The sequence below is a fragment of the Nocardia vinacea genome (assembly GCF_035920345.1).
Lineage (GTDB): Bacteria > Actinomycetota > Actinomycetes > Mycobacteriales > Mycobacteriaceae > Nocardia > Nocardia vinacea_A.
The window spans coordinates 6,918,816-6,945,180 of sequence record NZ_CP109149.1 but is presented as its reverse complement, the minus strand read 5'-3'; the positions used below and the strand labels follow the sequence as shown (position 1 = coordinate 6,945,180).

At 63.2% G+C, this 26,365-nt stretch carries 26 protein-coding genes and 1 pseudogene; 9 read left to right on the top strand and 18 right to left on the bottom strand.

The window, feature by feature from the left end; all coding sequences use genetic code 11:
* Window positions 1–3 precede the first annotated feature (3 nt).
* Genes OIE68_RS31675 through OIE68_RS31665 form a run of 3 tightly spaced genes read left to right on the top strand, consistent with a single transcriptional unit; the run spans window position 4 to window position 6,238 of the window.
* Window positions 4–1,503 carry a hypothetical protein gene (locus OIE68_RS31675; protein ID WP_327094652.1) on the top strand — a complete coding sequence of 500 codons (1,500 nt, stop codon included), beginning with the start codon at window positions 4–6 and terminating at the stop codon, window positions 1,501–1,503.
* Between the two features lie 14 nt (window positions 1,504–1,517).
* Window positions 1,518–3,641 carry a site-specific DNA-methyltransferase gene (locus OIE68_RS31670; RefSeq protein WP_327094651.1) on the top strand — a complete coding sequence of 708 codons (2,124 nt, stop codon included), beginning with the start codon at window positions 1,518–1,520 and terminating at the stop codon, window positions 3,639–3,641.
* Window positions 3,638–6,238 carry a DEAD/DEAH box helicase gene (locus tag OIE68_RS31665; RefSeq protein WP_327094650.1) on the top strand — a complete coding sequence of 867 codons (2,601 nt, stop codon included), beginning with the start codon at window positions 3,638–3,640 and terminating at the stop codon, window positions 6,236–6,238. Before OIE68_RS31670 ends, OIE68_RS31665 begins: the two co-directional genes overlap by 4 nt.
* 97 nt (window positions 6,239–6,335) lie before the next feature.
* On the opposite strand, the gene OIE68_RS31660 is transcribed toward OIE68_RS31665, so the two are convergent.
* From OIE68_RS31660 to OIE68_RS31630, 7 genes are all read right to left on the bottom strand, one after another.
* Complete coding sequence (locus tag OIE68_RS31660; RefSeq protein ID WP_327094649.1) at window positions 6,336–6,860, bottom strand: IS110 family transposase; 525 nt, start codon at window positions 6,858–6,860, stop codon at window positions 6,336–6,338.
* A 449-nt stretch (window positions 6,861–7,309) separates the two neighbouring features.
* Entirely contained in the window at window positions 7,310–8,647 is a 1,338-nt protein-coding gene (locus tag OIE68_RS31655; protein ID WP_327094648.1) for a hypothetical protein, read from the bottom strand.
* A gap of 1 nt (window position 8,648) precedes the next feature.
* The gene (locus tag OIE68_RS31650) at window positions 8,649–10,682 is read right to left on the bottom strand and encodes a helicase HerA domain-containing protein (RefSeq protein ID WP_327094647.1); all 2,034 of its coding nucleotides are present in this window, start codon (window positions 10,680–10,682) and stop codon (window positions 8,649–8,651) included.
* Window positions 10,657–11,562 (bottom strand): Dam family site-specific DNA-(adenine-N6)-methyltransferase, encoded by a 906-nt coding sequence (locus OIE68_RS31645; RefSeq protein WP_327094646.1) that lies wholly within the window; start codon window positions 11,560–11,562, stop codon window positions 10,657–10,659. The genes OIE68_RS31650 and OIE68_RS31645 overlap by 26 nt, the downstream gene beginning before the upstream one ends.
* Before the next feature lie 472 nt (window positions 11,563–12,034).
* Entirely contained in the window at window positions 12,035–12,448 is a 414-nt protein-coding gene (locus OIE68_RS31640; RefSeq protein WP_327094645.1) for a hypothetical protein, read from the bottom strand.
* 11 nt (window positions 12,449–12,459) lie between these two features.
* Window positions 12,460–13,134: a DUF433 domain-containing protein gene (locus OIE68_RS31635; RefSeq protein ID WP_327094644.1), complete on the bottom strand. Its 675-nt coding sequence runs from the start codon at window positions 13,132–13,134 to the stop codon at window positions 12,460–12,462.
* Window positions 13,135–13,845: 711 nt separating this feature from the next.
* Window positions 13,846–14,127: a hypothetical protein gene (locus tag OIE68_RS31630; protein ID WP_327094643.1), complete on the bottom strand. Its 282-nt coding sequence runs from the start codon at window positions 14,125–14,127 to the stop codon at window positions 13,846–13,848.
* Window positions 14,128–14,260: 133 nt separating this feature from the next.
* On the opposite strand from OIE68_RS31630, the gene OIE68_RS31625 reads away from it, so the two are divergent.
* Window positions 14,261–14,869: a hypothetical protein gene (locus OIE68_RS31625; protein ID WP_327094642.1), complete on the top strand. Its 609-nt coding sequence runs from the start codon at window positions 14,261–14,263 to the stop codon at window positions 14,867–14,869.
* 238 nt (window positions 14,870–15,107) lie between these two features.
* On the opposite strand, the gene OIE68_RS31620 is transcribed toward OIE68_RS31625, so the two are convergent.
* Window positions 15,108–16,109 carry a LysR family transcriptional regulator gene (locus OIE68_RS31620; protein WP_327094641.1) on the bottom strand — a complete coding sequence of 334 codons (1,002 nt, stop codon included), beginning with the start codon at window positions 16,107–16,109 and terminating at the stop codon, window positions 15,108–15,110.
* A gap of 69 nt (window positions 16,110–16,178) precedes the next feature.
* Between OIE68_RS31620 and OIE68_RS31615 the strand changes: the two genes are divergently transcribed.
* The gene (locus OIE68_RS31615; protein ID WP_327094640.1) at window positions 16,179–16,691 is read left to right on the top strand and encodes a GNAT family N-acetyltransferase; all 513 of its coding nucleotides are present in this window, start codon (window positions 16,179–16,181) and stop codon (window positions 16,689–16,691) included.
* Window positions 16,692–16,958: 267 nt separating this feature from the next.
* On the opposite strand, the gene OIE68_RS31610 is transcribed toward OIE68_RS31615, so the two are convergent.
* Complete coding sequence (locus tag OIE68_RS31610) at window positions 16,959–17,303, bottom strand: hypothetical protein (RefSeq protein ID WP_327102052.1); 345 nt, start codon at window positions 17,301–17,303, stop codon at window positions 16,959–16,961.
* A gap of 265 nt (window positions 17,304–17,568) precedes the next feature.
* Window positions 17,569–17,826, bottom strand: coding sequence for a sigma factor (locus OIE68_RS31605; protein ID WP_327094639.1), 258 nt, complete (start codon window positions 17,824–17,826; stop codon window positions 17,569–17,571).
* Between the two features lie 135 nt (window positions 17,827–17,961).
* Here OIE68_RS31605 and OIE68_RS31600 point away from each other — a divergent pair, with 135 nt between their 5' ends.
* Both OIE68_RS31600 and OIE68_RS31595 read left to right on the top strand, forming a co-directional pair.
* Window positions 17,962–18,594: an NAD(P)H-dependent oxidoreductase gene (locus tag OIE68_RS31600; protein ID WP_327094638.1), complete on the top strand. Its 633-nt coding sequence runs from the start codon at window positions 17,962–17,964 to the stop codon at window positions 18,592–18,594.
* Window positions 18,560–19,027, top strand: a complete 468-nt coding sequence (locus tag OIE68_RS31595) for a YybH family protein (protein ID WP_327094637.1) — start codon at window positions 18,560–18,562, stop codon at window positions 19,025–19,027. The genes OIE68_RS31600 and OIE68_RS31595 overlap by 35 nt, the downstream gene beginning before the upstream one ends.
* 32 nt (window positions 19,028–19,059) lie before the next feature.
* On the opposite strand, the gene OIE68_RS31590 is transcribed toward OIE68_RS31595, so the two are convergent.
* The 5 genes and pseudogenes from OIE68_RS31590 to OIE68_RS31570 form a co-directional block, all read right to left on the bottom strand.
* Complete coding sequence (locus tag OIE68_RS31590; protein WP_327094636.1) at window positions 19,060–20,055, bottom strand: alpha/beta hydrolase; 996 nt, start codon at window positions 20,053–20,055, stop codon at window positions 19,060–19,062.
* A gap of 454 nt (window positions 20,056–20,509) precedes the next feature.
* Window positions 20,510–21,130, bottom strand: coding sequence for a dihydrofolate reductase family protein (locus OIE68_RS31585; RefSeq protein ID WP_327094635.1), 621 nt, complete (start codon window positions 21,128–21,130; stop codon window positions 20,510–20,512).
* Complete coding sequence (locus OIE68_RS31580) at window positions 21,130–21,636, bottom strand: SRPBCC family protein (protein ID WP_327094634.1); 507 nt, start codon at window positions 21,634–21,636, stop codon at window positions 21,130–21,132. The genes OIE68_RS31585 and OIE68_RS31580 overlap by 1 nt, the downstream gene beginning before the upstream one ends.
* A gap of 3 nt (window positions 21,637–21,639) precedes the next feature.
* The gene (locus OIE68_RS31575) at window positions 21,640–21,981 is read right to left on the bottom strand and encodes a metalloregulator ArsR/SmtB family transcription factor (RefSeq protein ID WP_327094633.1); all 342 of its coding nucleotides are present in this window, start codon (window positions 21,979–21,981) and stop codon (window positions 21,640–21,642) included.
* Between the two features lie 59 nt (window positions 21,982–22,040).
* Window positions 22,041–22,366 (bottom strand): annotated as a pseudogene (locus tag OIE68_RS31570) (hypothetical protein); the annotation flags it as partial.
* A 395-nt stretch (window positions 22,367–22,761) separates the two neighbouring features.
* Here OIE68_RS31570 and OIE68_RS31565 point away from each other — a divergent pair.
* Window positions 22,762–23,454 carry a CAP domain-containing protein gene (locus OIE68_RS31565; protein WP_327094632.1) on the top strand — a complete coding sequence of 231 codons (693 nt, stop codon included), beginning with the start codon at window positions 22,762–22,764 and terminating at the stop codon, window positions 23,452–23,454.
* A 118-nt stretch (window positions 23,455–23,572) separates the two neighbouring features.
* On the opposite strand, the gene OIE68_RS31560 is transcribed toward OIE68_RS31565, so the two are convergent.
* Both OIE68_RS31560 and OIE68_RS31555 read right to left on the bottom strand, forming a co-directional pair.
* The gene (locus tag OIE68_RS31560; protein WP_327094631.1) at window positions 23,573–23,779 is read right to left on the bottom strand and encodes a hypothetical protein; all 207 of its coding nucleotides are present in this window, start codon (window positions 23,777–23,779) and stop codon (window positions 23,573–23,575) included.
* Complete coding sequence (locus OIE68_RS31555) at window positions 23,776–24,756, bottom strand: aldo/keto reductase (protein ID WP_327094630.1); 981 nt, start codon at window positions 24,754–24,756, stop codon at window positions 23,776–23,778. Before OIE68_RS31555 ends, OIE68_RS31560 begins: the two co-directional genes overlap by 4 nt.
* Before the next feature lie 179 nt (window positions 24,757–24,935).
* On the opposite strand from OIE68_RS31555, the gene OIE68_RS31550 reads away from it, so the two are divergent.
* Entirely contained in the window at window positions 24,936–25,829 is an 894-nt protein-coding gene (locus OIE68_RS31550) for a helix-turn-helix transcriptional regulator (RefSeq protein WP_327094629.1), read from the top strand.
* Window positions 25,830–25,928: 99 nt separating this feature from the next.
* Here OIE68_RS31550 and OIE68_RS31545 read toward each other — a convergent pair whose 3' ends face one another.
* Window positions 25,929–26,126: a hypothetical protein gene (locus OIE68_RS31545; RefSeq protein ID WP_327094628.1), complete on the bottom strand. Its 198-nt coding sequence runs from the start codon at window positions 26,124–26,126 to the stop codon at window positions 25,929–25,931.
* Window positions 26,127–26,365 lie beyond the last annotated feature (239 nt).

Genomic DNA, 26,365 nt, shown 5'->3' with positions numbered 1-26,365 from the left:
CCAATGACCGTCACGTTCAAATCACCGTTGCTCGTCGCTACTGACGCCTGTCACCACTCGCGCGCCGCGGCCCAGAACGAGGCCGCGGCCAAGTTCGCCAAGGGACAGCTCCTCGACGCGCTTAACGGCAGCTCCGACGTCCAGCGCATCCTGCTGAAAGCCGCCGCCGGTGCGGGCAAGTCGTTCCTGTTGCGCGGTCTCGTCCGCGATGTTATCGCTCAGCCCCAGTGCCTGCGCGTCGCCGTGACTGCCTTCCAGAACCGGCAGCTTTGGCCACTCGCCGCGTCCCTCGGGGACGAAGTCGGCAAGGACCGCGTGTGGCTCTGGGCGTCCACGCGCGTCCTCAATGACGTGCCGGACTGGGTCAAGGCGTCGGCTATGGTCGTCGACTCCGTGAAGGCGATTCCCCAGGACGTGCCCGTGGTGCTGACTACGACCCACATGTTCGGAATGACTCGCCAGTACGTTTCGAACCACTTCGGGTCCGCCTTCCATGGCGACCACCGCTTCGACGTCCTGTTCGTCGACGAGGCATGGCAACTGCCGCATCACCTGTTCGACAGGATCACCTACACCGCACCCATCCATGTCGGTGTCGGCGACGTCGGCCAGCTGCCGCCACTGGAGATCGCGGAAAACCCGTGGCGTGGCGACCCCGGCTTCAACCCTTACCGCGCCTGGCCGACCTCCTACGACGGGGACGACACCAAGACGTGGACGACCGAACTGCCCGCGGTCTGGCGTCCGACCGGCGAGCAACTGGGCTTGTGGCGCGCGTTCTACCCCGAGTTCGAGTCGCTCAACTGCGTTGCCGCACCTGGCGACCGTGCAATCGAGCTGGGCCACCTGTCCGGCCCGGCGAAGGCCGTGTGGGAGTCCGTCGCCACGGGAGTCCCTACGCTCCTTGAAGTCGACGGGCTGCCCGACGCCGAAGCCGCCGATGTCGACCTGCCGCTCATCGAGTTCGTCGAGACTCTTCTCGACGGCCTGTTCGCAGCCGGGTTTGCCCTCTTCGAGCAGGTCTACAACGACGACGGAACACCGAGCGGCAAGACCAATGTGGACCGCCCTGGCTCTGCCCCAGCCAACACCCTCATCGCCATTCTCGCCACCCGCAACCAAGCGGTTGACGACGCCGCCGACGCCGTCGCCCGCCTCAGCGCTAAACATAACCTGATCGCGTCCGACCTGATCGCCTCCACGGTCGACTCATGGCAGGGGCAGACGAACGGCATCACGATCGCCATCCACCCACTCACCGGCGCGTCCGAGCTGGATGAGTTCAATTCGGCATTCGGCCGCCTCGCAGTCACGTGCACGCGCGCCACCCACGGGTTGCTGATGGTGTCGCGCCCCGGCCTCGACAAGCTGCTTCAGGAGGCTCCTGCTCGACCGGGCACCCCGTTCGGCGAGCCGGGCAATCGCCATCTACCACGCCAGACCCACCAGCGCATCCTTGCCTCGTTTGCGCGGGGGACCGTCACAGTCTCACCGGATTCGTAAGGAAGAATCGACACGTGTCACGCCTCAACGACCTCCTCCGCCAAGTCGCCAACACTGACCCCCAGTTGGCGAAAGATCTGCAGCGCGAAACCAACGCGCTCGCAGACCGCCGCGCGTTCGGACTGAACTTCGAGCGGCACGTCCCCGAGGCAGTCGAGCTGCCGGGTAGGCCCGTACGCAAGAACGACAAGGTACGTATCCTCCCGGACTGCGGCGAAATGCCGAAAAAGGAGAACGAACGTCTCTACCGGGTCGCGAAGATCTACACCGAAGACGGCGAGCGGTGGGCTGACGTTGTGGCGGTGGACGACCCCGACGAGGTGTCGTCCGTGCTCGCGAACGACCTCGTCGTCGTCGCCGAGTTCCGTGATCCCATCTACCCGGGCCTAGTCTCCACCGGCAGGGTCGAACGCGGGGGTGACAAGCCGTTCCACACCGTCATCAACTCCGAGAACTACCACGCGCTCCAAGCGCTGCTGTTTACCCATCGTGGGAGAGTCGACTGCATCTACATCGACCCGCCCTACAACACCGGGGCGAAGGACTGGAAGTACAACAACGACTACGTCGAGTCCGACGACCACTATCGCCACTCGAAGTGGCTAGCGTTCATGGAGCGCCGTCTGTTGCTTGCGAAGGAGTTGCTGAACCCCGACGACTCGGTGCTCATCGTCACCATTGATGAGAAGGAGTACCTGCGGCTGGGGCTGCTGCTGGAACAGACGTTTCCGGAAGCCTCCATACAGATGATTTCGTCAGTCATCAATCCCGCAGGCGCAGGTCGATCAACTGAGTTCAGCCGAACCGACGAGTACATCTTCTATGCACGCTTTGGCGTGTGTGCAATCTTGCCGCAGCAACGAGAAGAAGAGGCTAAGGGGGTGGTTTGGGACACACTTCGCCGCAGTGACTTTGCTTCGCGACGCGGTACCGCTAAAGGCGGAACCGCACAATTCTACCCGATTTATGTTGATACGGAGAGCCGTCGAATCCGGGAAATTGGAGAGCCGCTCGCTCACGGAGTGGACCGGGAAACTTCCCCCCTTGTTCCTGGCTGTGTATCTGTTTTCCCAATCCGGCCTGACGGTACAGAGATGAACTGGGGTCTCACTCCCGATGCCGCACGTAAGCGACTTGCTGAAGGATACATCCGGGTCGGTCGCCCGAAACCCACGGAGCCGCAGCAGTTTGTCATTTCGTACTTGACTGCTGGCATCATCTCCGACATTGGCACTGGCGCGGCCCGTGTGACCGCACGAGCAGAAGACGGTTCGGTCGTTGCAGAGTACGTCACCGGACGAGTCGTCATGCCGACAACTCATTGGAACCACGCTGCACACGATGCCCAGCGTGGCGGTACGCAGGTGCTCCGCGAGCTGATCCCCGGACGGAGGTTTCCATTCCCGAAATCGCTGTTCGCGGTAGAAGATTCTTTGTCGCACGTGCTCAAATCAAAGCCTGATGCCGTTGTGCTGGACTTCTTCGCTGGCTCCGGCACCACGGCGCATGCGGTGGTGCGATTGAACAAGCAGGACGGAGGCAATCGTCGTTCCATCTCGATCACTAACAACGAGGTTAGCGCCGAAGAGCAGAAGACCCTCCGAAAGCGTGGTCTCCGGCCGGGCGATGTGGGCTGGGAAACGCAGGGTATTTGTGACTACATCACCAAGCCCAGGATCACCGCAGCGATCAGCGGCACGACACCTGACGGAACCCCAATCATGGGCGACTACAAGTTCACCGACGAGTTCCCGATGTCGGACGGTTTCAACGAGAACGTCGAGTTCTTTACACTCACCTACGAGTCTGCGATGCGTGTGTCGTCCAACCGTGAGTTCGCGAAGATCGCCCCGTTCCTATGGCTTCGAGCAGGATCCAGGGGACGACGTATCGACGACATCGTGTCCGGTTGGGATGTGGGTGAGGTGTACGGCGTGATCGCGAATTTGGACTTGAGCGAAGCATTCATTAAGGCGGTCGAGGCTCAGGACGGTCTCACCCACGCGTTCGTCGTCACGGACGAAGATCGCCTGTTCGAGGCCATGGTTCGGCAGTTGCCCGACCACATCGAACCGGTTCGCCTGTACTCGTCCTACCTGCGCAACTTCGAGATCGAGGCCGGGAGGGCCGCACGATGAAGTTCACCCTCAAGCCGTACCAGCGCGCCGCGCTCGAGGACATGCTTGCTACGCTCGACCGAGCCAAGACGATCCAAGAGCGCGAGACTACCCCCACTTCAGTCTCGTTGTCCGCCACCACGGGCGCTGGCAAGACTGTCATCGCGTCAGCCGTGATCGAGTCGCTGTTCTACGGCAATGACGACTTTGATTTCGAGCCGGACGACGGCGCCGTAGTCATCTGGTTCTCCGACGATCCGAACCTGAACGAGCAGACGCGATTCCGCATCATGGAGGCGTCCGACAAGGTCGTGTCGACGGACCTTGTCACGATCGAGCCGCCGTTCTCGAAGCCGAAGCTTGAACCAGGCAAGGTGTACTTCCTCAACACGCAGAAACTGTCGAAGTCGTCGTTGCTGACGCGTGGCCACGAGGTCTTTGCCGAGGAGGAAGTTCTGGACGGGATGCACGCTTCCGTCCAGCCCGACCTGCAGGGATACACGATCTGGCAGACGATCGCCAATACGATCGGCGATCCTGATCTCACGCTCTATTTGATCGTCGACGAGGCGCACCGCGGGTTCGGCACGAAGACGACCCGCGACAAGTCGACGATCGTTCAGCGCCTCATCAACGGACACGCCGGCTATCCGCCCGTGCCGATCGTTTGGGGCATCTCCGCGACCATCGGCGACTTCAAGGAAGCGATGGATGACGCACACGTGTCGGGTGACCGGCGCTATCTGCCGCCTGTCCAGGTCGATGGCTTCCAGGTGCAGGAGTCGGGACTAGTCAAGGACGTCGTGAAGGTCGACATCCCGGCCGAGGCGCAGGCGATCGATATGGTCCTGGTTCGTCGGGCCGCCAAGAAGTTGAAGCACTCGTCCGAGCGGTGGCAGACGTACTGCGAGTCGCAGGGGTTGCCAGACGTGGTCAAGCCGCTGCTGATCCTGCAAGCACCTAACACCCCAGACCACGACAAGCTAGGCGAGGCGCTTGGCGTCATCTTCGAGGTGATGCCCGAGCTGGGGTCTGACTCCGTCCGGCACGTACTTGGCGAACACTCGATGCAGACGTTCGGGCCTCACCAGGTTGGCTGGATCGAGCCACAAGTGGTCGAGGATCGCACGCACGTTCGGGTGATTATCGCCAAGGACGCGATCTCGACTGGATGGGACTGCCCGCGTGCCGAGGTGTTGGTGTCGTTCCGGCCCGCGAAGGATCACGACCACATCCAGCAACTGCTCGGCCGAATGGTGCGCACGCCACTTGCGCGGCGAGTCCCGGGTGACGACGAGCTCAACTCGGTCGACTGCCTGCTGCCATTTTTCGACCGCAAGACCGCTGGTGATGTCGTCAAGCTGCTGACCGCCCAGATCGACGGCGTGCCCGACCCGACGACTCGGAAGGTGATCCTCGAAGAGTGCGTCATGACGCCGAACAAGGTAATCCCAGAGATCGTCTGGAATGTATGGGACAACCTGCCGTCAATGACGATTCCCCAGCGCGGCACGTCACCCGTTAAACGCCTTGCTTCTCTCGCGCTCTCACTGTCGACTGACAGCGTGCGCCAGGAAGCACTGGCTGAGGTCACCAGGCAAATCCACCGGGTGCTCGACGAGTCCGCCGAGCTGTACAAGACCCGCGTGAAGGCGGCTACCGCTGAGGTGCTGGCGGTCCGTCTGCAGGAAATCTCGGCGAAGTTTGGCGGGAAGAGCGTCGAATACACCAACATCGTCGAGCAGGCTGACGAGCGAGCCATTCGTGCTGCGTTCGAGGACGCACGCAAGGTGTTCGGCTCCGATATCGCACAGGCCTACGTCGACCACCTGACGGACGACGACGACAGCGACGACGCGTTGCGCGATGCGTTCGTGCGGGCCGCGGCGCTCGCCTGCGTTCCGGAGGTGCGTGAAGCGGTCGACAAGAAGTCCGACCAGATGGCAGAAGAGCTGTTTGAGGAGCACGCGGACGCGATCCAGGACTTGCCCGACGATCGCCAACAGGAGTATCGCGACATCAACGCGCTCGCTGCGACCCCTCAAATCGATCGGCTCGGTCGGCCGCGCACCCGTATTGAGGACTACATTGAGGAGGACGACGACGGTCAGCTGAGCCGCGCCGAGCTTGTGATGTTGCACTTGATGGCGGACGAGAACGGCGAAGCTCCCATCACGAAGTTGAACGACTGGGAAGGCGAGATCGTCAAGCATGAGATCGCTCGTGCCGGCGCACTCGCGTGGTACCGGAACCCGCCGCGACAGACGGCCGACTCGCTCGGAATCGCTTACCGCGATGAGACGAGCGGCAACTGGCGTTCGATGCATCCGGACTTCGTCTTCTTTCACGAGGTCGACGGTGAAGCAAAGGCGTCGATCGTCGACCCGCACGGCCACCATCTGGACGACTCACTGGTCAAGCTTCAGGCGCTTGCCAGATTCGCCGAGGAGCATGGTCACGCGTTCCACCGAATCGAGGCCCTGAGCAAGGTCAGCGACGTAATGAAGATGCTGAACCTGAAGGACGAGGACGTACGGGGCATCGTCATGACCGGCGGCCAGCCGGTCGACTGGTTCTACAACTCCCAGTTTGCTGTCAACTACTACGCCGAAGTCTGATACACCACCCGCGCCTCAAACGGTCCGAGCCTGCCCAGTGGTGCGCGGTGCGCTGAGGCTGTCTCAATCGCAGACCCGAAAGGCTCACTCGTCGGTCTCAAGCGGCGTAATGGCGCCTTGGAGAAGATCGCCGGATACAAGCAGCCAGCAGTGCTCGTGCGTCTGGGTCGCAGCGTGCCTGTGTGAGGGCGATGCGGTGGAGTGCGGCGTTGAGTTGCCGGTTTGCGGTGCGGGACAGGCGATGTCGCGAGCGGTTGGGCGACCAGACCGGTAGTGGTGCGCTGCCGTTGTGGCGGGCGAAGGAGTCCTTGGATCGGAAGCGGTCGACGCCGGCGGTTTCGCCGATGATCTTCGCCGCGGTCAGGTCCGCGCAGCCGACGATGGCCAACAGTGACGCCGCGACCTGATGGATCCGCTGGCCGATTTCGTCGGCCAGTCCGTCAATCTCGATGGTGAGTCGTCGGCAGTGCTCGACCAGTGTCACCGCCAATCGGGCGACGGGCCCGTCGAATTGGGCCAGGTGGACTGTTACGCGGTCGTAGGTGCTGGCGCGTTCGAGCTTGCCCGGCGGCATCCAGCCCGGGTCCAGTTCGTGCAGATGCCAGCGCAGCCGTGCGATCACACGGGTGCGTTCGGTGACGATGTCCTCCCTGTGGTCGACGAGTCACCACCGGACCCCGCGGTTCATCCGCTGCTCGCGCTGGCGCTGAGCCTGGGCGCGGCTGTGTTGTTCGGCCTGTTGGTCGATTGGACAGCCGCCGTGACGGTATGGGTGGCGACCATAGGGCTGTTTGCTGCCTGCCGCGGATCAGGTAGTTGACCGTGCGTGTTTAACAAGGTTGCTGGGGATGCAGAAGTCCTACTATGGAACCTCTGCTTCCCCAGCAAGCGATCCGCATGTCGCAGCGGTATGGGATCGCGCCAGCAGCCACAACACGGTCATGCCAGCGTGTGTGGATGTGCGCTAGTGCCATAGCTGGCGCCTGAGACATGTAGTGAACCGCCCATGGCGACTCGGGCGGCTCCGGGCAAGCCCGGGTGGTTCACCCGCCTTCCAATGGCGTCCGCGGACTACAGGCCCGCAAAGAGCTTCAGCACAGCAGCTGAGGGGTAAGACGAGAGGGATGCGACACCGTTGGCAAGCGCGATCGGTACGAGGGCGCCCTCGTTTTGGTAGCTGATGAGTCTGGGAAGGGTGGCCAGGATTCGGTCTAGGCCGATCAGGTCGTTCTTGCTGGCGGGGAAGTCTTGGCTGGGGTTGTAGTAGCCGGTCGGTACAGACAGCGCCATCGATGTGTGAGAATCCAGCTTGACCAGAACCTTCTCGCCGTAATTCGTCTTCAGTCCATAGGGATTGACCCGTTCGGGTGCATGGTCAACTTGCTGGCGGACGTAGCGATGGGACAGGATCGCGTAGCGGGGAAGGTCGCCACGCACTTTCGGTTTGGTGAAGCGCTCGATCTCGTGCAGGTGATCGACGAATCGCCCGGTCTTCTCCTGGCCGATGATGTGGATCGGAAAGCCTGAGTCGAAGGCGAATGCCAAAAGATCTCGGATGTTGTCGACCAGCTTGGAGTACTGACCGCGCAGCGACAGGGGCCCGTCCTTGATCAGGAGTACGTTGCGCAACGAGGCCAAGTCACTGCGTTGCCAGAAGTGACGGACCACAGACAGCAGTAGCAGTGTTTCGTGGACCAGCATGTAGGCCGAGGCGACGCTGTCGGGCGCCTGATCTTCACCCATCTCAAGGTGGAAGCCGATCATGTCCGACAGGTAGACCTCGCCGCCACAGCGACCACAAGTGCCGGTGTCTGCATCGTGGGGCAGGCCGGGAATGTCGTTGGGGCAGTGGGGGCACCGGAATTCCGGTGATGCGCTCGCCTCATCGGTTCTCCATTTCCGGTAGGCCAACCACTTGAGCGTTTGGTGGACAAGGCCGTCCGACTCGATCTGGAACGAGTCGCGGATGATGGTGCGTACCAGGTCGTAGTTCGACGTTCCGGGCACCTTGATGTTGCGTAAGGGCAGTACGGTGGACGACTGGAGTGCCGATTCGGACATAAGTGCCTTCATCAAAACTGGGTGCGGCAGCTCCTTGTCGATCTTGTCGAGCTGGCGTCGATCGATCCGCACCAGGGCTGTCTTAATGAAGGCGACCGAGCGCGGTGGATAATCGCTAGAGGTGACTGCTTGGAACGACCCGTCCACGGCCAACACCAAACCTAGAGGTTCGGCACTCGACGGATCGAACTCCTCCCAGAGGTCTTTGCCCGGCTCCTCGTCGGAAGTCTCTGGCCGCTCAAACTGATCGACCAGCTGCCTGACGAACGGGCTCTTCACGACCTCCAGATGCCCCAGTTTGCTGGCACGTTCGGTCGATGTGAGGCGCTGTCCACCCTGGTACGGCATCTCAGCTCCCGCTCCTGGCCTCAAACAGCTTCGCCTGCACGGGGATCACGAATCGGTGTGACTGGGTGAGCATGCGCATGAAACCTGGTGTGCGAGAGCGCATGATCTCCTCCTCGATGCCGACAAATGCCCGCTGGAGCCGGGCCAGTGCCCTGGTCTCGTCCGACGAGGACAGATGCCCGACGAAGAAGTTCTCCGTCTGGGTGAGAAGCTCGCCGTATATGGTCGACGGGGATTGGGTCGAGTAGGTCATTCCGATGTGGAATTTAGCACCCTCTTTGGCGAATCGGGCGTAAACGCCTTTGAGGTCCGCTTTGGCGGGGAACAGGTTGTGTGCTTCCTCGAAATACAGCTGCACGTAGTGCTTACCGAGGTTTGCTGCGGTGAACTTGTCTTCCTGATGGCTGAATACTGCCCGAGAAAGACTATCGGCGAAGAATGTGCGTATCTGGTCGGTCGCGTTTCCCAGATCCAGGATCACGGTGCGACCCGCATCGAGAGCGGCCAGAACCTCACGTTCGAAATCGGTTGCTCGTGGGTGGTGATACAGCCGGTATCGATTGAGCAGCGTCGGTCCGGTGCTCGACGATCGTCGTGGTGACAAGAACTCGAACAAGGCGAAGTCGTCTGCTTCGAATTTCTTTACCAGCTCCTCGTGGACCTTCTTGCGAGGCCCATCAGATGGCTCTTCGCGGAGGAAACCGATGATCTGCCGCAGCTCGCTGACGAGCTCGGCCAGCGACATCGGCTTCTGCGGCTCGTTTCCCTTCCCATATACCTCGGAACGGACAGCTTGACTGAATGCCGGATCGAAGACGCTCTCCGATGCCCGCACAGTGAACCAGCCGGCCTCTCCTCTTTTCAACCCGGCCATACGTGGTTCGTCCGCGATGAACCCGGCAACATGCAAGATTGCCCAGAAGGTCTGGATGCGCCGCATGCCTCGAGTGTGGCTACCGTGCTCGTTGTCGTGTTGCACTTCGTCGATCGATGGGAGCGTGACGCTCGCGAATCCCTCGATATAGTCGGACTTCTTGTTGTCCTGGGACAGCAAGGAACTGAGGATGTCAATCGCTGAGGAGGGTTGCTCGTAGAAGTTCAGCCGCAGCGGCTTCGATGGAGTTTGCGGACGCTGAGTGAGTGCGTACACGTCGCACAGATCCTCGTTGGCACTGCGAATGGATCTTGAGCCCTCCCACTCGTTATCGTTGGCGTACTCTCCGTTGATGTCGAAGATCAGCTGTCCGACTGACCGATTGTCCTTGGTCGAGTCAATGATGGCTTGAGCCAGCAGCTTGACCACGTTCGACTTCCCCAGTCGTGTCTTGCCGAACATTGCGGTTCGGGCACCCTTGAAGTCCTCCACGGAAACTTTGACGCTTGTCGAGGTCGCCTTTCCAGTATCAGCGTTGAGGATGGAGGCAAGTTCGTTCTCTGTCGGACGTAGGTCACCGATCCCAAACGGCTCACCGTCCTTCCGCTTCACCAAGCCGTTGACGATCAGGTCCAGCAATGCCTCGTCGGGTGCATAAACCCGGTATCGGTGGGCGCTGACCACAGTGTTTACGTCGCCGGAGAACGCTATCTTGGTCCGGTCATTCTTGTCCGGGTAGAACATGCCGAGCACTGCGGACCGAAGCGCTCCCCACTGCAACTCGCTCTGCGTCCACACGTCCAGCTCTGGCATGGACTTCTTGTGTAGTTCGAAGTACGTCTGCTGCACCTGTCCTGACAGTGGAGTCGGCGCTGTATCGCTGACCCGCAGCAGTGTGAAATGTGGTGCGAGACCTTTCAGATCGTGCGGTGCGAGGATGAGGAAGGAGCCGCGCGGAATGCCGCCGACAGTCACCTTGTAAGGATCCGAAGTGATTATGGTGGCGGTGTCGTAACCTAGCTCGAGGACATAACCGACGAATCGCATCTTATCAATCTGTTGAGCATGTTCGTAGCGCTGCTCGGCATCCAAGAAATCCGTTAGAGCTGCCAGTGGTGTGTCCTGGTACTCCAATTTATTGAAGAAATCCTCTGACTGCACGCGCCCTCCCAGTGTGCTTATTGGTTATCACTAGTTCCTCAAAATGTTTACGACTATCGCCTGAAGCTGAGATCGACGAGAACCGGCTTACGCGTCGAAACTTGAAAACGCTGCCTGGATACAGGCGGCGCACAGTAATGTGAGACGCATTGGTTACCACTACTTTCGCCCCACGCTCAGCTGCCCGCGTGGCAGCTTTAGCCAGTCTTTCCTGATCGTCCCATGAGAAGAGCTTCTCGTTATATTTGATAAAGCCATTAGTGTTATGTCGGACAGTGTAAGGAGGGTCGAGAAAAACAAAGTCTCCGGCTTGTGCTTCATCAACAAGTGGTTCGAAGTCCCCGTGTCGCAAATCCACGCCGTGCAGCAGACGGGAAACTCCCGCGAAGTTATCGGTGTCGCGCACAACCTGATCTCTGGTTCCGATCGGGACATTGAAGAGCCCCTGTTGATTCACGCGGTATATTCCGTTAAAGCATGTCCTGTTCAAGTAAATGATCCGGGCAGCCCGCGCCACGAGCCCAGGTGGGATCTCTTTCCGAACTTCGTAGTAGTATTCTTTGTTGTGTAGGACGTGATGCTTCTCAAGTAGGATCTGAACCCCGTCGGGGTCCTGTTGAATGCCTCGATAGGCAGTGATTAGATCCTCGTTTAAGTCGCCAAGGATCGCCTGCTCAGGCTTGAGATGAAAATAGACGGAGCCAGCACCGAGGAATGGCTCAATATATCGGTCAAACTGAAAGCGAAAAAGGTGGGCATGCAATTCCACCAGCCATCGCTTCCCGCCTGGCCACTTCAGGAACGGGCCGATCTCGAGTTCGCTCGCGTCGCCGTTCGGTCGACTTCCGCTGCCCGATGGCGAGGATGAACTTGGCGGCATCGATGAAGGATATCTCATTGTCCCCGAATGCATCTCGACGCCACGCCTCGCAGAGCAAGACGACTATCGGCGTGTCAGCGCTGGATTCCCGGGCCTGTTTTGTTGCTCCCGAACGCGTTTCGGATGGATCGTGACCCCAAGCCCAGCGAATGGGCATGCCTGAGCCTGGTGCACATCAACCACTACCTCGGCGTACATCGACCACACCAACGGTGCTCGCAGACGCCACCGACACATTCCAACGATGTCGAGAGCCCTGCCGGATCAGGCCGAGGACGTGGCGATCGTCGAGGTGCTCGCCCACGTTCCGGCATCCTCAGCCAGCGGGGTTAAGCAACGGATCACGAAGTCGTCGCGGCCAAGATCCCGAGGCTGAACCGACCGGGTGGATAGATCGCGTAATCTGTTGGCCCGGTTGGCCGTTAGCGCACGGTCAACCGAGTTGACTGCTGACAGTCTGCTAATAGGCGAGCTAGACGATCAGTTCGGCGAGATCGTTCTGGTTGATCAGGTAGAACCATGGCCCATCGGGCCGGGTGTGGACGATATTCTCTATCTGGTCCCACCAGCGGACAACGCGAGTGAGCCAGTCCCAAGTCGATTGGTCCCTTTTGCCGCCTAGGCAGAATGTGCGAAGTCCGGCCTTCTTCATCTCGAGCAGCTCTCCGGGCTTTGTCCGGATTCGCTTGTCGCGGCAGATGACGATCAGGCCGCGGGCCGCCACCTCGGGGATCCAATCCGGATCCAGTACGCCGAGCGGGCATTGGGGCAGGATCAGTGGGTGGCCGACGTGAATCGTGTCCTTGCGCGCGAACGCGAGCGCTTTGCCGAGACCGAGCGCGCTTTCATCGACATAGAACCGAATCTGCCCAGCAACAGCGGCCATATTTCAGACGATCAGCTCGCCTGTGGGACACGCAGCAGCTCGTACCGCACAGCAGCGTTGACGAGTTCTGGTTCCAGTTCGTACATGTCGGCGATCATTTCGGGCGGGTCGCCCGCGCGGATCAGTTCACCGATGATGTCGGTGCGTACCCCCCTGACTGATGGTTCACCGAAGCTGCGTCGCGGGTCGACCAATACCTGGGGTATCTCAGGTAGAGGTCGGAGGCTGATGAGCACGGCGTCGCGGCTCTGGTCACTCCATATGGCCGAATCGGCGAATTCCTGTGCGGGGGCAGTCCACTCCAGCATGGTCTGATCGGTGCGAACGACTTCGACCAGCGCCAGCCGCTTGTCGAGTTCGGTCTGTTCCTGGGCTCGACGAACGATCTCTCTGCCGTCGACGTCGAGCCAGGTGCGGGCAGAGGCGAGGGGATATTTTGTATCGAGTTCGGCTCTTAGCAGCTCAACGACGGGGCGCATCTTGAACAAGGGAACGCCAGCTTCGCGATACTCCGACAACAGCCGCGCCTCGACGAACTCGCCCCAGGTCACGATCTCGTCGCCTGTCGGCTCTGACCGGACTACGGGTGGGTAAGACTTGGTGCCACGTCGGTACCCGTCGATCCATCGGCGGGCTGTACCAGTTTTGAGGCCGAGGATGCGATCGACCTGGCTCAGGCCGTACACCGGCCTGTCCTGTAGATCGACGATTGTCCCCATAGCTCACGATACTGCCAGATAGTCCATGGCGCGCCAGCAAGATGAGAGGAATAGCCATCAGCGCTGAGGACTGAGAAAGGCAGCTCATTGCCGCCAACTCACCAAAATGTGTCGCGACGGCGACGGTGGCAGAACCCGAGTCCGGGACCAGTCCCGCGATCCGGCGCGGGAGACATCCCGTCACCCTCTCAGGGTGGTGATACCGTCACCACTCGAAGGTGCGACGCCGCTAAACGGCCTGGTGACGAAGTCACCAGGGAGGTGGTAGGTTCGAGTCTCGAAACGTACTCAAACGTTCTGAAAGGTCTGTTGAGGCCCAACATTTGGGCTAGCCCAGGCTGCTGGCCAGGCGAATCGTGAAGCGCTGGAACAGGGTTCGAATCCTCCTAGGTCCACCCGCATAAGTCCTGGTCATCGACCATTCAGGCAGCCTCGACTTTGTGCCGCGTCACCACAGCGGTCACCATCTGCTTCTCGGGCACACCACCGCGCCTCCGGGCGGCGCCTATGCCGGGGTTTCATGGTGGGGTTCTCAGGTCTGGACCTCGCCCAAAGAAGTTCCGGTCGTTGCGGCACAGCCTTTGTCGGATGAAACGTAGCCCGAATGTCCGTAATAGGACTTGGCAACAGCTGAATGATCTGGTCGACAGGTTGCTGGCAAACGTTGTGGCGGCTTCCTCAACTCCATGCGGAGAGCACGTCAGCGGCGTTCCATACCAGGTCGATGGTGTCGGCGAGGGTGGGCTCGATATCGGCTAAGGACACTGCGACCAATGCTGTTTCGTGCGGGACGAAGCCTGGAACACTGGCGACCCCGCGAGTGAGTTCGGCTAGATCGTGATGGTCGAATGGGGTGCCGAGCCATTTGATCGATCCGGCGAAGATCACCCGATTGGCAACGGGGGAGCGGTCGGTGCCGATGAGTTGGCAGCCGACTGACGGCCTAGCTTGTTGTAACACTTCGTTGCTGGTCGCGCCATGGAACGATTCTCATGAGTGAGATCAGCGAGCGGCTCGGGTTCCCATGGCGCTAACGTAGCCACGGCCTGCCGTGAACAGGCTGATTCCTGCGCCTCGTGCACAGGGTCAACAGGTGCTCGCGGCGCGGTCAATCCGTCAATCGCACAAAGGGTTTCCCATGTCCATCGAACCAGACGAACGCCTTGGCATACGCGGGCAAGCTAATGCTGTGGTGCGCGCCCTGATCACCAGCGTTGTCGGTGTGTTCGCACTGTTAGTCGTCGTCGTGCTCGTCTCGAAGGCGCTCGGCCTGGGTGAGGAAGATTCGGAATCGACTGCGGCGAGTACAGCGAGCAGCTCAGCCCCTACTGCGCCGGCAACCACACCGGCCGCTGCGCCGGTGTCTCTGTCGGATCCGCGATGCGCGCCAGCGGCGGAGAATGTCGTCGCGCAGGTGCAAGCGGGCCTAACCATGGATGGCTACCGGCTCACCAATGCCACGGTGATCATCGACGGTCGTCTCACGTTCTTCGGCGCGACGACCCTCGACGCATCCGGACAGATGGAAGAGCGTTCGGACGTGTGGATCCTGCGCGACCACGTCGTCTTCGCCTCCACCGGTGGCGCACGCATCAACTCGCAATTCCCGAAAGCCTCGTCGTCACCGCTGAGTATTTCGCCGGCAGACGAGCGGGTACGAGCCGTGGATGCCTGTGTAGTGGATGCGACGCGCAGAAGTTGATGCACCTGTGGGCGCGATGGATCGGGAGAGCTCGCAGCGAGTGGTAGACCGGACCGCGCGCAACCCCGTATCCAGTGTCGTCAGAGTCGCATCAATATCTGCAATCTCGGGACTGCTGCACGGATAGGTGACAAATCGAGAGTTACCTGGCGACCGTTTCCGGGGTCACCGTCGGCGTAACAGCGAAAGTGGCGGATCGAACGGCTCGTTTCGGCAGAGACCGCGACGCCCCGGGGAATCAGCCGCTCCCGATATCGCTACGCGCCTTGGTGGTTGCGGCCGTGATTTCCGGCACTACGTCCAGATCTGCTGCCGCATATGCCGTTCGATCCTCCGGGCTGCTCGCCCGAGCGTCATCCTTCGGCAGTAGCGATAGGAAGTTGCGAACGAGAGCCCGATCGTCATCGACCCGGTGAGCCACGTAAACCGTTGTCGTGGCGGTGGTTTCGGTGAGTGGCACGATGCGCACGGTCTGCGGCGCGGTGAACGTCGCGCTGCGCGGTGCGATAGTGACGCCCAGCCCCTCACCCACCAGGTGGAGGATGGTGGTCCAGTTGTTGCCCTCCTGCACGATGCGGGGCCGGTAACCAGCTTCCACCAGGGGCCGCAGATTCTTGTCGTGGGCATGGGAGCCCGCGGCCCGGGGGAAGAACACCAGCGGGTCGTCGGCGAGGTCGGAGCCGGTGAGGGTGGCATGGTCCGCCAGCGGGTGATCGACCGGCAGCACCGCCATGAACGGCTCGGTGACCAGCGGGAATACGACGGTGTCGGGCTGCTCGTCGGGGTCGCGCACGATCGCCATGTCGAGCGCGCCGTAGCCGAGCTGCGCCATCATGTGGGTGGTGTAGCCCTCGATGAGGTCGATCTGGACCAGCGGGTAGTGGTCCCGGAACTGCCGGACACTCCGCAGCGGTTTCAGCGGCAGCACCGATGGGACGAAGCCCAGGTAGAGCCGCCCCTGGCTGCCCTGGCCGATGCGCGCGACCTCGTCGAGGTCGCGGGTCGCGTGACCGAGGATCGCCGCGGCCCGCTCGCGCAGTACCTCTCCCGCCGGAGTCAGGGCGACACTGCGCGAGGTGCGGTCGAACACGCGGGTTCCCAGCAGAGTCTCCAGCCGCTGGATCTGCTGGGTCAGCGCGGGTTGAGCGATGTGCAGCCGCGCGGCCGCCCGGCCGAAATGCAGCTCCTCGGCGACCGCCAGGAAGTAGCGCAGGTGCCGTAGTTCGACCCCATTATTCATAAGTTCAACATATCAATCAGACCTATCAAGTATTGGACGTGATGATTCGCGGCCGGGCATGCTGACGACGTGACACAGCAGACCGAATCCGTTGCCACCGAACCGATCGACACCATCGTCGTCGAGCCGATGTCCAGCCCGGCCGATGCACGGGCGTTCAAGGAACTCAACGAGGAATGGATCGTCGCGCTGTTCTCCCTCGAACCCGCCGACTCCGTCAAACTGGACAACCCGGAGCGCGAGATCGTCGCCAAGGGCGGACAGGTGCTCATCGCCCGCGACGGCGACGACATCGTCGGATGTGTGGCGCTGGTGCCGGAGGGCGACGGCGTGTTCGAGCTGTCGAAGATGGCGGTGGCGCGGGACCGGCGCGGCCGCGGCCTCGGCCGCATCATCCTGCAGGAGGCCATCGACTACGCCCGCCGGCAGAGCGCCACGGCGCTGTTCCTCGGTAGCAGCACCAAGTTGGCCGACGCTGTGCATCTGTACGAATCGATCGGTTTCGTGCACGTCCCGAGCGATCAGATCGGGCCGATGCCGTACGAGCGCGCGGATGTGTTCATGCGGTACGAGCTGGACTGAAGGCTGTGCCGGATGTGTGCGGTGCCGTTGCCCGTCGGAAGCGGAGTTGAGCGGCGGCGTGAGCGATCGTGCCGCCGTCTCTCTGCCCTAACTCGGCCCGACCGAGCGCCGGTGATCGAAGCCGCTGCGGCCGAGTAGGCGGTCCGTTGGCCACGACATGACCGCACCGCTGCTGGGCGCGAGAGTCGACTCGCGGCCAACCAGTCCGGGCAGCAAGGCAGGTTGTGCAGGGCCCATCCGGAACAGCTTGTGGATCCGCTGTTCAGTTCAGCTGGCCACCCAGGGCCGCAGTTTCTCCGGGTTCCGGATCGCCCAGATGCGCGTAATCCGTCCGTCTGTGATGTCGAAGGCGTAGACCGAGACGATGGTGCCGTCGAGCTGTGCTACCAGGGCGGGCTGGCCGTTCACCGTACGCTCCTGCAGGGTTAGCGCTGGGCCATGGGTGGCGAGTTCCATCCCCGGCGTGGGCGATCTGCTGGCCGCCGTTGATTGGGTCGCGGAAGGCCAATGCCAGACCGCCCCGTCGGCCGTCGCGATCGCCTGCGGGTCGAGCAGGCCGATCAGGGCCTCGATATCTTTTGTCTCCCAAGCCCGTTTGAAGTCCCGGACCACCTCGGTGCGTTCGGTGCTCGACGGGCCCCGCGAGGTATCGATGCGGCGGTGGGCGCTGGCGGCGGGCTGCGGGGGTGCGCCCGACGATGTCGGCGACCTCGGCGAAGGGGTAGCGGAAGACGTCGTGCAGAACGAACGCCACCCGCTCGGCCGGTGTCATGGAGTCCAGCACGACGAGGAAGGCCATGCTGATCGACTCGTCGAGGGTGACGCGGTCGGTGGGATCGACGGAGGCGGGGCCGTCGAGCCATTCGGACCGGCCGGGTTACCGGCTCCGGAATCCATTCGCCCACATAACGTTCCCGCCTGGCGCGAGCCGAGCCGAGCAGATCCGGCTGGCGACCGTCGTCAACCACGCGCCGGGCGCCGCCACGTCCCGCCGCTGCCGCTCGGACAGCGCGTACCAGCGCGCGTAAGTCTCCTGCACGAGATCCTCCTCGGCCAGGGAGCCGAGCAGCCGGTAGCCGAGATTGATCAGCTGACGGCGTTCACCGATCACCCCGGGCAGGTGCGGGTCAGTCATGGTCGGCCCCTTCGGTTTGTGTGTCCCTCACCGAAATCGACGAATCGGCGACCCGATTTGTGGGGCGGCCTGACATTCCGGACGGCTGTGTCGTCGGAAGGTCGTGACACTTTCAGCAAATCAGGAGTTCCGGAAATGATCAGAATCGGCATCATCCTCGGCAGTACCCGGCCCAACCGCAACGGCCCGCAGGTCGCCCAGTGGGTTCTGGACTCGGCATCGCAGCGCGGCGACGCCGAGTTCGAACTGATCGATCTGCGCGACCACCCGCTGCCGCATCTGGACGAGCCCGTGGCGCCGATGTTCGGCCCGTCGGTGCATGCGCACACCCGTGCCTGGGCCGAGCGGATCGCCCCGTTCGACGGCTTCGTGGTGGTGACCCCGGAGTACAACGGCGGCGCCCCCGGGGTACTGAAGAACGCCATCGACCACCTGTGCGCGGAATGGACCGACAAGGCGGTCGGATTCGTCTCCTACGGCGTGAGCGGCGGCGCCCGCGCGGTGGCGCAGCTGCGGGTGGTCTGCAGCACGCTGGGCATGGCCGATGTGAGCCGTCCGGTGGAGATCTCGGTGCTCACCGATTTCGAGAACCACACCACCTTCACACCGCGCGACCGCCACACCACAGCGCTGAACACCTTGCTGGATCAGCTCATCGCATGGAGCACCGCTCTGGCGCCGCTACGGCGGCCCGCCACCGATACCCCGCACATCAACTCCGAAGGAACCAATCATGACGAGCCCGAACGACTTTCAGTCACGCGCTGACCGTATCGAGGTAGATGAAGTCGAGATTCGCCAGCAAATCGACAAGGTAGTCGAAGGACTGCGCGCCAAGGATCTCGAGGCCGTGAAACAGCTGTACACAACCGACGTCGTGTCCTTCGATGTCGAGCCGCCGCTCCAGCATGTCGGGATAGCGGCGAAACTCGAGAACTGGGCGAAAGTCTTCACGGTCTTCGAGAATGTGACCTATGAGATTCGCGACCTGACGTTCACCGTAGGCGATGATGTGGCATTCGGGCACGCCTTTGCTCGTCTCAGCGGCACGCTGAAGAACGGGGCCACAACGAGCGGTATGTGGGTCCGGGTCACGTACGGCATGCGGAAGATCGACGACACCTGGTTGATCGCGCACGATCAGGTGTCGGTGCCGCTCGACATCCCGAGCGGCAAAGGTGTGGTCGACCTCGAGCCCTGACGGGTCGCAGGAACCGACCATGGCAGCGCGGCCTACGACGATTGGACACTGGTTTTCGATGCGAGGCTGCTCGCGTTCATGGTGATCAGTTCAGGAAGGTCGTGATCCGGGGGATCGTCGCGGCGGGGCAGTCCTCGTGCACGGTGTGGCCGCAGCCGGGCAGGATGACCGCCTCGGCGTGGGGGGATGCGGTCGGCCAGTCGGGTTGCTTGTGAGGACGGCAGCCATCGGTCGTCGCCGCCCCAGAGCACCAGGGTGGGTGCGGTCACCTGGTTCAGTCCGGCGTCGGTGCGGCGGTAGTCGAGATTTCGCCACAGGGCCAGGAAGCCGTCACGGTTGGAGGGCCGGGAGAACGGCGGGTAGAACTCGTCGATCAGCTCGTCGGTGACGAGATCCTGGTGCGCGAACGTGCCGCGGATGCTGTCGGCGTAGAAGGACCGGGTCGTGAGATTGGTGGTCAGTTCACCGATCACTGGCGTCTTGAACAGCGGTGTGATCGGAGCTTTTTCGGCGTCCAGGCCGGGGGAGTCCAGGAGCACGAGCCGCTCGACGCGTTCCGGATGCTGTTCGGCGAAGTACAGGCTCCAGGCCCCACCCCACGAGTGCCCGACCAGCGCGGTGCGGTTCAAGCCGACGGCGTCGAGGAAGGTCGCGATGGCGTCCGCCATGGCGGGCAGGTCGAAGGCGAAACCGGCGCTGTGCAATTCGGTGTAGCCCTGGCTGGGCAGGTCGACCGCGTAGACGGTGTGCTGCCGGGCGAGTGCGGGGGCCGCCTCCCGCCAGGAGTAGCCCCACAGGCCGCCACCGGCGATCAGGACGACGGGTGATCCGCTACCCGAGACGGTGTAGTGGAACCGAGCGAGATCAGTTTCGACATACCGGGATTCGATGCGCGTCAGGTAGTGCGAGGGCAGGTCCGAGCTCGGCGGCTCCCAGGCGTAGGCGACCGGAAGAGCCAGCGCGAACAGCGCGGTCAGGGTGGCGGCGAGCCCGAGGGCCAGGCGGCGGAAGCGGATTCTGAATCGCATTAGGTACTCCGTGGCAGGGGATGTCTTCGACCAGAGGACGAGACAGCACCCGCCGACGTGATGAGGTGTAACCCATTTCATAATCGGAACGCTCTCCTCAGCGCGCCGTGAGGTCAGACCAGGAGCCACCAGCACGACGAACACCCGCGCGGTCGGTGCGTATGGCGGTCATAGACCACAGCTACAGTGCACGGACACAGAGCCGCTGACCTGACTCGGCTCAGGCTAGTGCGCACCTCGTCAGTTGATCCCTGACTCGGCTTACGATTCGGGGCCCGTTCCTGGCCATTCCACCTGGCGAATCGTCCCCCATGGGCGCCGAGCGGCCCGGGGCCACCGGATCCTTCCTGGCCATCCAGCAGGTGGGCTGGTCATCCCGGCAGGAGAACCGTCTGCGTGCCAACCGGTGGGTGTTCCTTCGCGTCCGCCGTCCGCCGTGTCGTCCGCGGTGCGCCTACCGCTCCCGGACGGCGTAGGTCAGGTGCGTCACCCTCGGGGAGGGCTCCGCGCGGACCGGCTCCAGGGCCACGCGGCCCGCGTCCACGCCCTCGAACAGGCGGATTCCGGAGCCGAACAGCACAGGTGAGAGCGCGATCGAGAACTCGTCGATCAGACCGGCGTTCACGTATTCCAGGATCGTTGCGCCGCCGCCCGCGATGCGCACGTCTCGGTCGCCGGCGGCCTCGCGGGCCTGGTCGAGCGCGGGCTCGATGCCGTCGTTGACGAAGTGGAAGGTGGTCCCACCCGGCCGCTCCCAGGGGTCACGCTTCTCGTGGGTCACGACGAACACCGGCGTGTGGAACGGCGCCTCCTCCGGCCACGCCTGCTCGCCGGCGTCGAACATGCGCTTGCCCATCACGCTCGCACCGGTGCGCTCGAACGTCTCCCGCACGATGTCGTTGTCGCGCCCCTCCTCGCCGCCCGCGCCGAGCTTCAGGTTCTCCCGGAAGAACCGCAGCGGGAAGATCCACTGCTGCAGTTCCATCCACTGCTGCCCCATCAAGTCCTCGGGGGACTCGGGCGCGATGAACCCGTCCAGCGACATCGACACGCTGAAGAACACCTTTCCGGCCATCAGTCCTCCACTCCCTTCCGAACGATCTCGTTGACGTAGGCAGCCAGGTTGCTCAGGGTCTGCTGCCCGCCCTCGATCGCGTGGTACTTCTCGACCGCCTCGTCGCGCAGCTCCTTGGTGGGGAACACCGTGCGCATCTCGATCCGGGTCGCCGCGCCGTCGGGCACGAACGTGAGGACCGACTCGAAGGCGTTCGGGTCGTCGCGGGACTCACCGTGCAGCAGCGCGATCCGCTCCGGCGGGGCGATCTCGGTCCAGGAGATCCACTCGGAGTAGTCCGTCCCGTCCGGTCCGTGCATCACGAAGTCCCACTCCCCGCCGACGCGGAACTCGAACGACTGCGTGGTGGTGGTGAACCCCTCCGGTCCCCACCATCGCGACAGGTGCCGGACCTCGGTGAACGCCTCGAACACCAGCTCCCGTGGGGCGCTGATGACCCGGGAGATCACGATCTCGCGGTCGGCCGTCGCCGGCTCCGCCCGCGTTTCTTGCCTTGCTTCTGCCATCGGTCATTCCTCCTGCCGTGTCTGCTTCAGGTCCTGCACGTATGCGTCCAGCCGGTCGAAGCTCTCGTTCCAGAACCGCTCGAACCCGCCGGTCCACTCGTGGATCGGTCGCAGCCCGCGGGCGTCCAGGCCGTACAGGCGCTGCTTGCCTGCCTTGCGGTCCCGCACCAGCCCGACCTCCCGGAGCACCCGCAGGTGTTTGGACGCTCCCGGCTGGGTCATCCCCAGCTCCCGGGCCAACTCGGTCACCGGCCGCTCACCCGCCCGCAGCAATATCAGGATCTCCCGGCGCTGCGGCTCGGCGATCGCGTTGAAGACGTCCGACGTCGTCGCTGCTCGTGCCATGTGGACATCATATTCCCATATCGGTATGCGTCAAGTCGAGATGAATCAGGCGGGTCTGGTCAGATGACGATCGTGACCCCTGTCACCTGACTCGGCTCAGGCTTGTGCGCACCTCGTCCCTTGATCTGGGCCAGCGCGTCGCGTAGGTCAGGCGGGAGTGGGTCTTCGGCGGTCAGGGTGTGGGCGCCGACCCTGATCTCTACCGTGCGGTAACGCCGCGCGGTGCGCACGAAACGCTTGATGGACCAGCCGGTCGCGTTCTCGACGAACCTGGTGACCGCGAGCACGGCGAACACGATGGTCAGATGGGCCTCGATGGACTCCGCGCTTGTGGTGTTAGATCGGCCGGGGCGCGCAGGTCGTGCTTGGACATCCGGAAAACTTGGCGCCGAGGATCTGGAATAACGGGCGCCGCCCGCGGGGTGCGACCGAGCCGATCGAGCTTGGGGACCACCAGCTGGTCGCCGGCCGATTCTGGGCCAGCGCCCCGAGCGCCACGCAACGGTTTCCGGCCTATTCGCAGCAGATGGCGCGTATCGCCGACCGCCTCGATGGCGATCACTTCCGGAGCGCCGTCCTGACCGATCCGGCCGCGCTCGCGACGCTTTACTCCATCCAGCAGTGCCTTGTCGAGTTCGGTGGCGAGGTCCTCGGTGACGATGAAGCAAGGAGTCGATTCGAGCGCCCGGCGCCCATTGGAATTCCGTTGGTGGACTGTTGGTCTCGGCGCCGATGCTCGAGGAGCCCATTGGTTCCTCGAGCGTACGGAGTTGAAAGACCATGAGCCGCAAGATCATCGGCGGTGCCGTCCTGGCGCTGGCCATCGCCGCCACCACCGCCGTCACCGGTCTCCCGTGCACCGCCGCGCCCGCCGCAGCGGCCCCAACCTGCGATAACGCCGACGACCCGGTGCACGGCTACCAGTACTTCGCGAACAAGTACCCCAACAACGGCCTCGGCGCCATGTTCGCCCTCAACGACCAGTTCGACAAGATCGAGCACGCCGTCTTCTGCCTCACCAACATCGAACGCGCCAATGCCGGTGTCCCCGAGCTGAAATGGAGCGACGACTTGCGCAACAGCGCAGCTGATTTCGCCCGCCACGCCGAGGGGCGCCAATGGTGGACCGACGGGGCGAACTCTCACGACGATCCCGACCTCGCCGGTGTCCCGGTGCTCACCCAGATCCAACGCCGCGTGAAGTCCTACAACCCCTGCACCTACTACCAGGGCGATGGCCACGACGTGAACCGCTGGTCGGAGAACACCTACGCAGGCTGGGGCTCGAACACCTTCACCACCGCCCGAGCAGCCCTCACCTGGTGGATGAACAGCCCCACCCACAAGGCCAACATCCTCGACCGCAACGTCACCAAGCTCGGTGCAGGTGTCCGCGCCGGCGCCGCGCGCCCCGGCTTCGACACCACCGACCCCGCCGGCATCTTCGTCCAGCAATTCGTCTCCTGCAGCTGACTTCCCGGGCCTTTCTGCGAATCGGTCAGCGCACTACGCCCCGCACCAACCGGCAACTACCAACGTCCGGCATGGTGTACGAGCGGGCGCGGGTGCGGGCGGACCTTCCGAGTAGTGATCAGCTACCGGATGACGGATGGCCGCTGCTGAGACGGTTGTTATGGGCGCCCCGACCGGGGAGTGCTTTTGCCGATGCGCCCATACGACGGGAACGGACGATCAGCGGGACAGCTGTCACCACTTCGTCGTGGTAGGGGCGGCGGATGATGGCGGTTCCGCGAGTCTCGACGTTGTCCGGACGCTTGCGGTGCGGTGCGGTCGTCATTGGTCGATGGTGGCCATGTTCGCGTCGTCGTGGCGGGCGCCGACCGCGGGTGTGAGCTGGTCGAGCCGGGCGAGTTGGTCGGTGGACAGGACCACGGCGTCGGCGGCGGTGTTCTCCTCGACGCGGGCGACTCGGCGGGTGCCGGGGATGGGGGCGATGTCGTCGCCCTGGGCGAGCAGCCAGGCGAGTGCGACCTGCGCGGGGGTGGCGCCGACCTCGTTCCCGACTGCCCGGACTTCATCGACCAGGCGCAGATTCTGGTCGAATGCCTCTCCGATGAATCGGGGATTGGTCTTGCGCCAGTCGTCGTCGGGGATATCGGCGGGCGAGCGGAGTTGACCGGTGAGGAAGCCGTGCCCGAGCGGGGAGTAGGGCACGAACCCGATGCCGAGGCCGCGTAGCAGCGGCAGGAGTTCGTTCTCGGGGTCGCGGGTCCACAGCGAGTACTCGGTTTGCAGCGCCGCGACCGGGTGCACCGCGTGGGCGCGGCGGATGGTTTCCGGGGATGCCTCCGAGAGCCCGATGTGCAGAATTTTGCCCTCGGCGACCAGTTCGGCCAGCGCTCCCACGGTTTCCTCGATCGGTGTGCCGGGGTCGACGCGGTGTTGGTAGTAGAGGTCGATCCGGTCGGTGCCCAGCCGTTTCAGGGAACCTTCTACCGCCGCCTTCACGTTCGCGGCGCTGCTGTCGATGACGCGGGGTCCGCCTCCGGAATGCGAGACCAGGCCGAATTTGGTGGCGACGACGACCTCGTCGCGACGGCCGCCGATGGCCCGGCCGACGACCTCCTCGCTGTGGAAGGGGCCGTAGATCTCGGCGGTGTCGATATGGGTGACACCCATATCGAGCGCGCGGTGGATGGTGCGGATCGACTCGTCGTCGTCCAGACCGCCGCCGGAGGTGTAGGTGCCTGCCATGGTCATGGCGCCCAGACCGATCCTGGATACCTGCAAGGTGCCGAGAGAAGCGTGCTTCATCGGTTTCTCCTTCGTCGGTGAGAGATAGTCAGGGAGGCCGGGTGGCGCACCAGAGTGCAACCTGTCGGTGTTTCCCTGGACTCCAGCCAACACTGTGGCCTGCGGTCGAGACAGAGCCTGGTGAGAGGGTTACTCACGGTGACCCTTCAGGGGTCCTGCCTGCATCTACGCTCGTAACCATGGACGAGAAGGAGGCGGCGCGCACCGCGGTCCGCGAGTTTCTCAGTACCCGCCGCGACCGAGTCTCTCCTGCCGATGTCGGCCTCCCGGAGACCGGAACCCGACGTCGCGTGAAAGGTCTGCGCCGCGAGGAGGTCGCGTTGCTGGCAGGTGTCAGCCCGCAGTACTACATTCGCCTCGAACGCGGCAAAGCCACCGGCCCCTCACGCGGGGTCGTGGATGCCGTCGCCACGGTGCTGCGACTCGACGACGACGAACGCGCCCACCTCGACCGGCTACTCGCGGCCCTGACCCCCGAAGCCCGCAAACACCGCAAACCCCCGGTCAAAGACACCGTCAGCCCCGGGATCCGGGTCCTGTTGGACTCGATCGACCACCTACCGGCCGTGGTATTCAACAGCCGCCTCGATGTCCTTGCCGTCAACGACCTCGGACGAGCCCTCTATGCGAGCATGCTTGACGTCGAAAACCCGCAGAACACAGCACGATTCATATTCCTCGACGAACACGCCGCCCGGGCACTGTTCCCCGAATGGGAACGCATAGCCGATGACACCGTGTCCATCCTGCGCACCGAAGCCGGCCGACACCCCGACGACCCGCAACTGATCGCCCTCATCGGAACCCTGTCCACCCACAGCCGGACATTCCGGACCCGCTGGGCCGCCAACGACGTCAAAACCCACAGAGCGGGCACCAAAGCCTTCCGGCATCCTCTCTTCGGCGAACTCGTCCTGCCCTATGAGAACCTCACCATCGACGCCGTCGGCGACCAGGTGCTGACCGTGTTCACCCCACAACCGGGCACCTCCGAACACGACGCGATCCAACTACTCGCCAGCTGGACCGCACCCTCGAACCCCGCGCCGAACCAGAGTTCCCCGAAAACCTGACCCGACCCGACCAGCACTCACCAGGCGACATCGCAGCTGGGTTCGTTACCTACCTGTGGGTCGAGGGCGGTAAGTGGCGGTGATGGGCGGCAGGTCAGCTCACCGGCGTCGAGGCGGGGTTTGCCAGGCGCCGTCGATCGCCGACCCCGACGCGGTCAGGCTGCCCGCAACCCGGTCGACGAGGACCGGGACCGCGATGAGCCCCGGCACCACCAGCGGAACCAGCAGGCCGAAGATCTGCCAGCGTTCGGTGACCGGCTTGCCGGGCGACAGCGGCCGCTCGGCCGGAACGGGCATGTACAGCTTGCTGATCCGAGCGCGATCCCGCGGTAGCGATCTGAACTCTAGCAACGCTAGACAAACTAGCGAACGAATGTTACCGTTGCTCTAGTATCTAGCGATGCTAGCCTTCAGGAAGGGAAGCCGAACCGCCGACGCAAGACGCGGCAGGCAACAGCTTGCGCTTCCCGCACCCAACAACTTCCGGCTGATCGCCGGGGCACACCTGATATCGAATTCACTGAGGAGTAACTGAC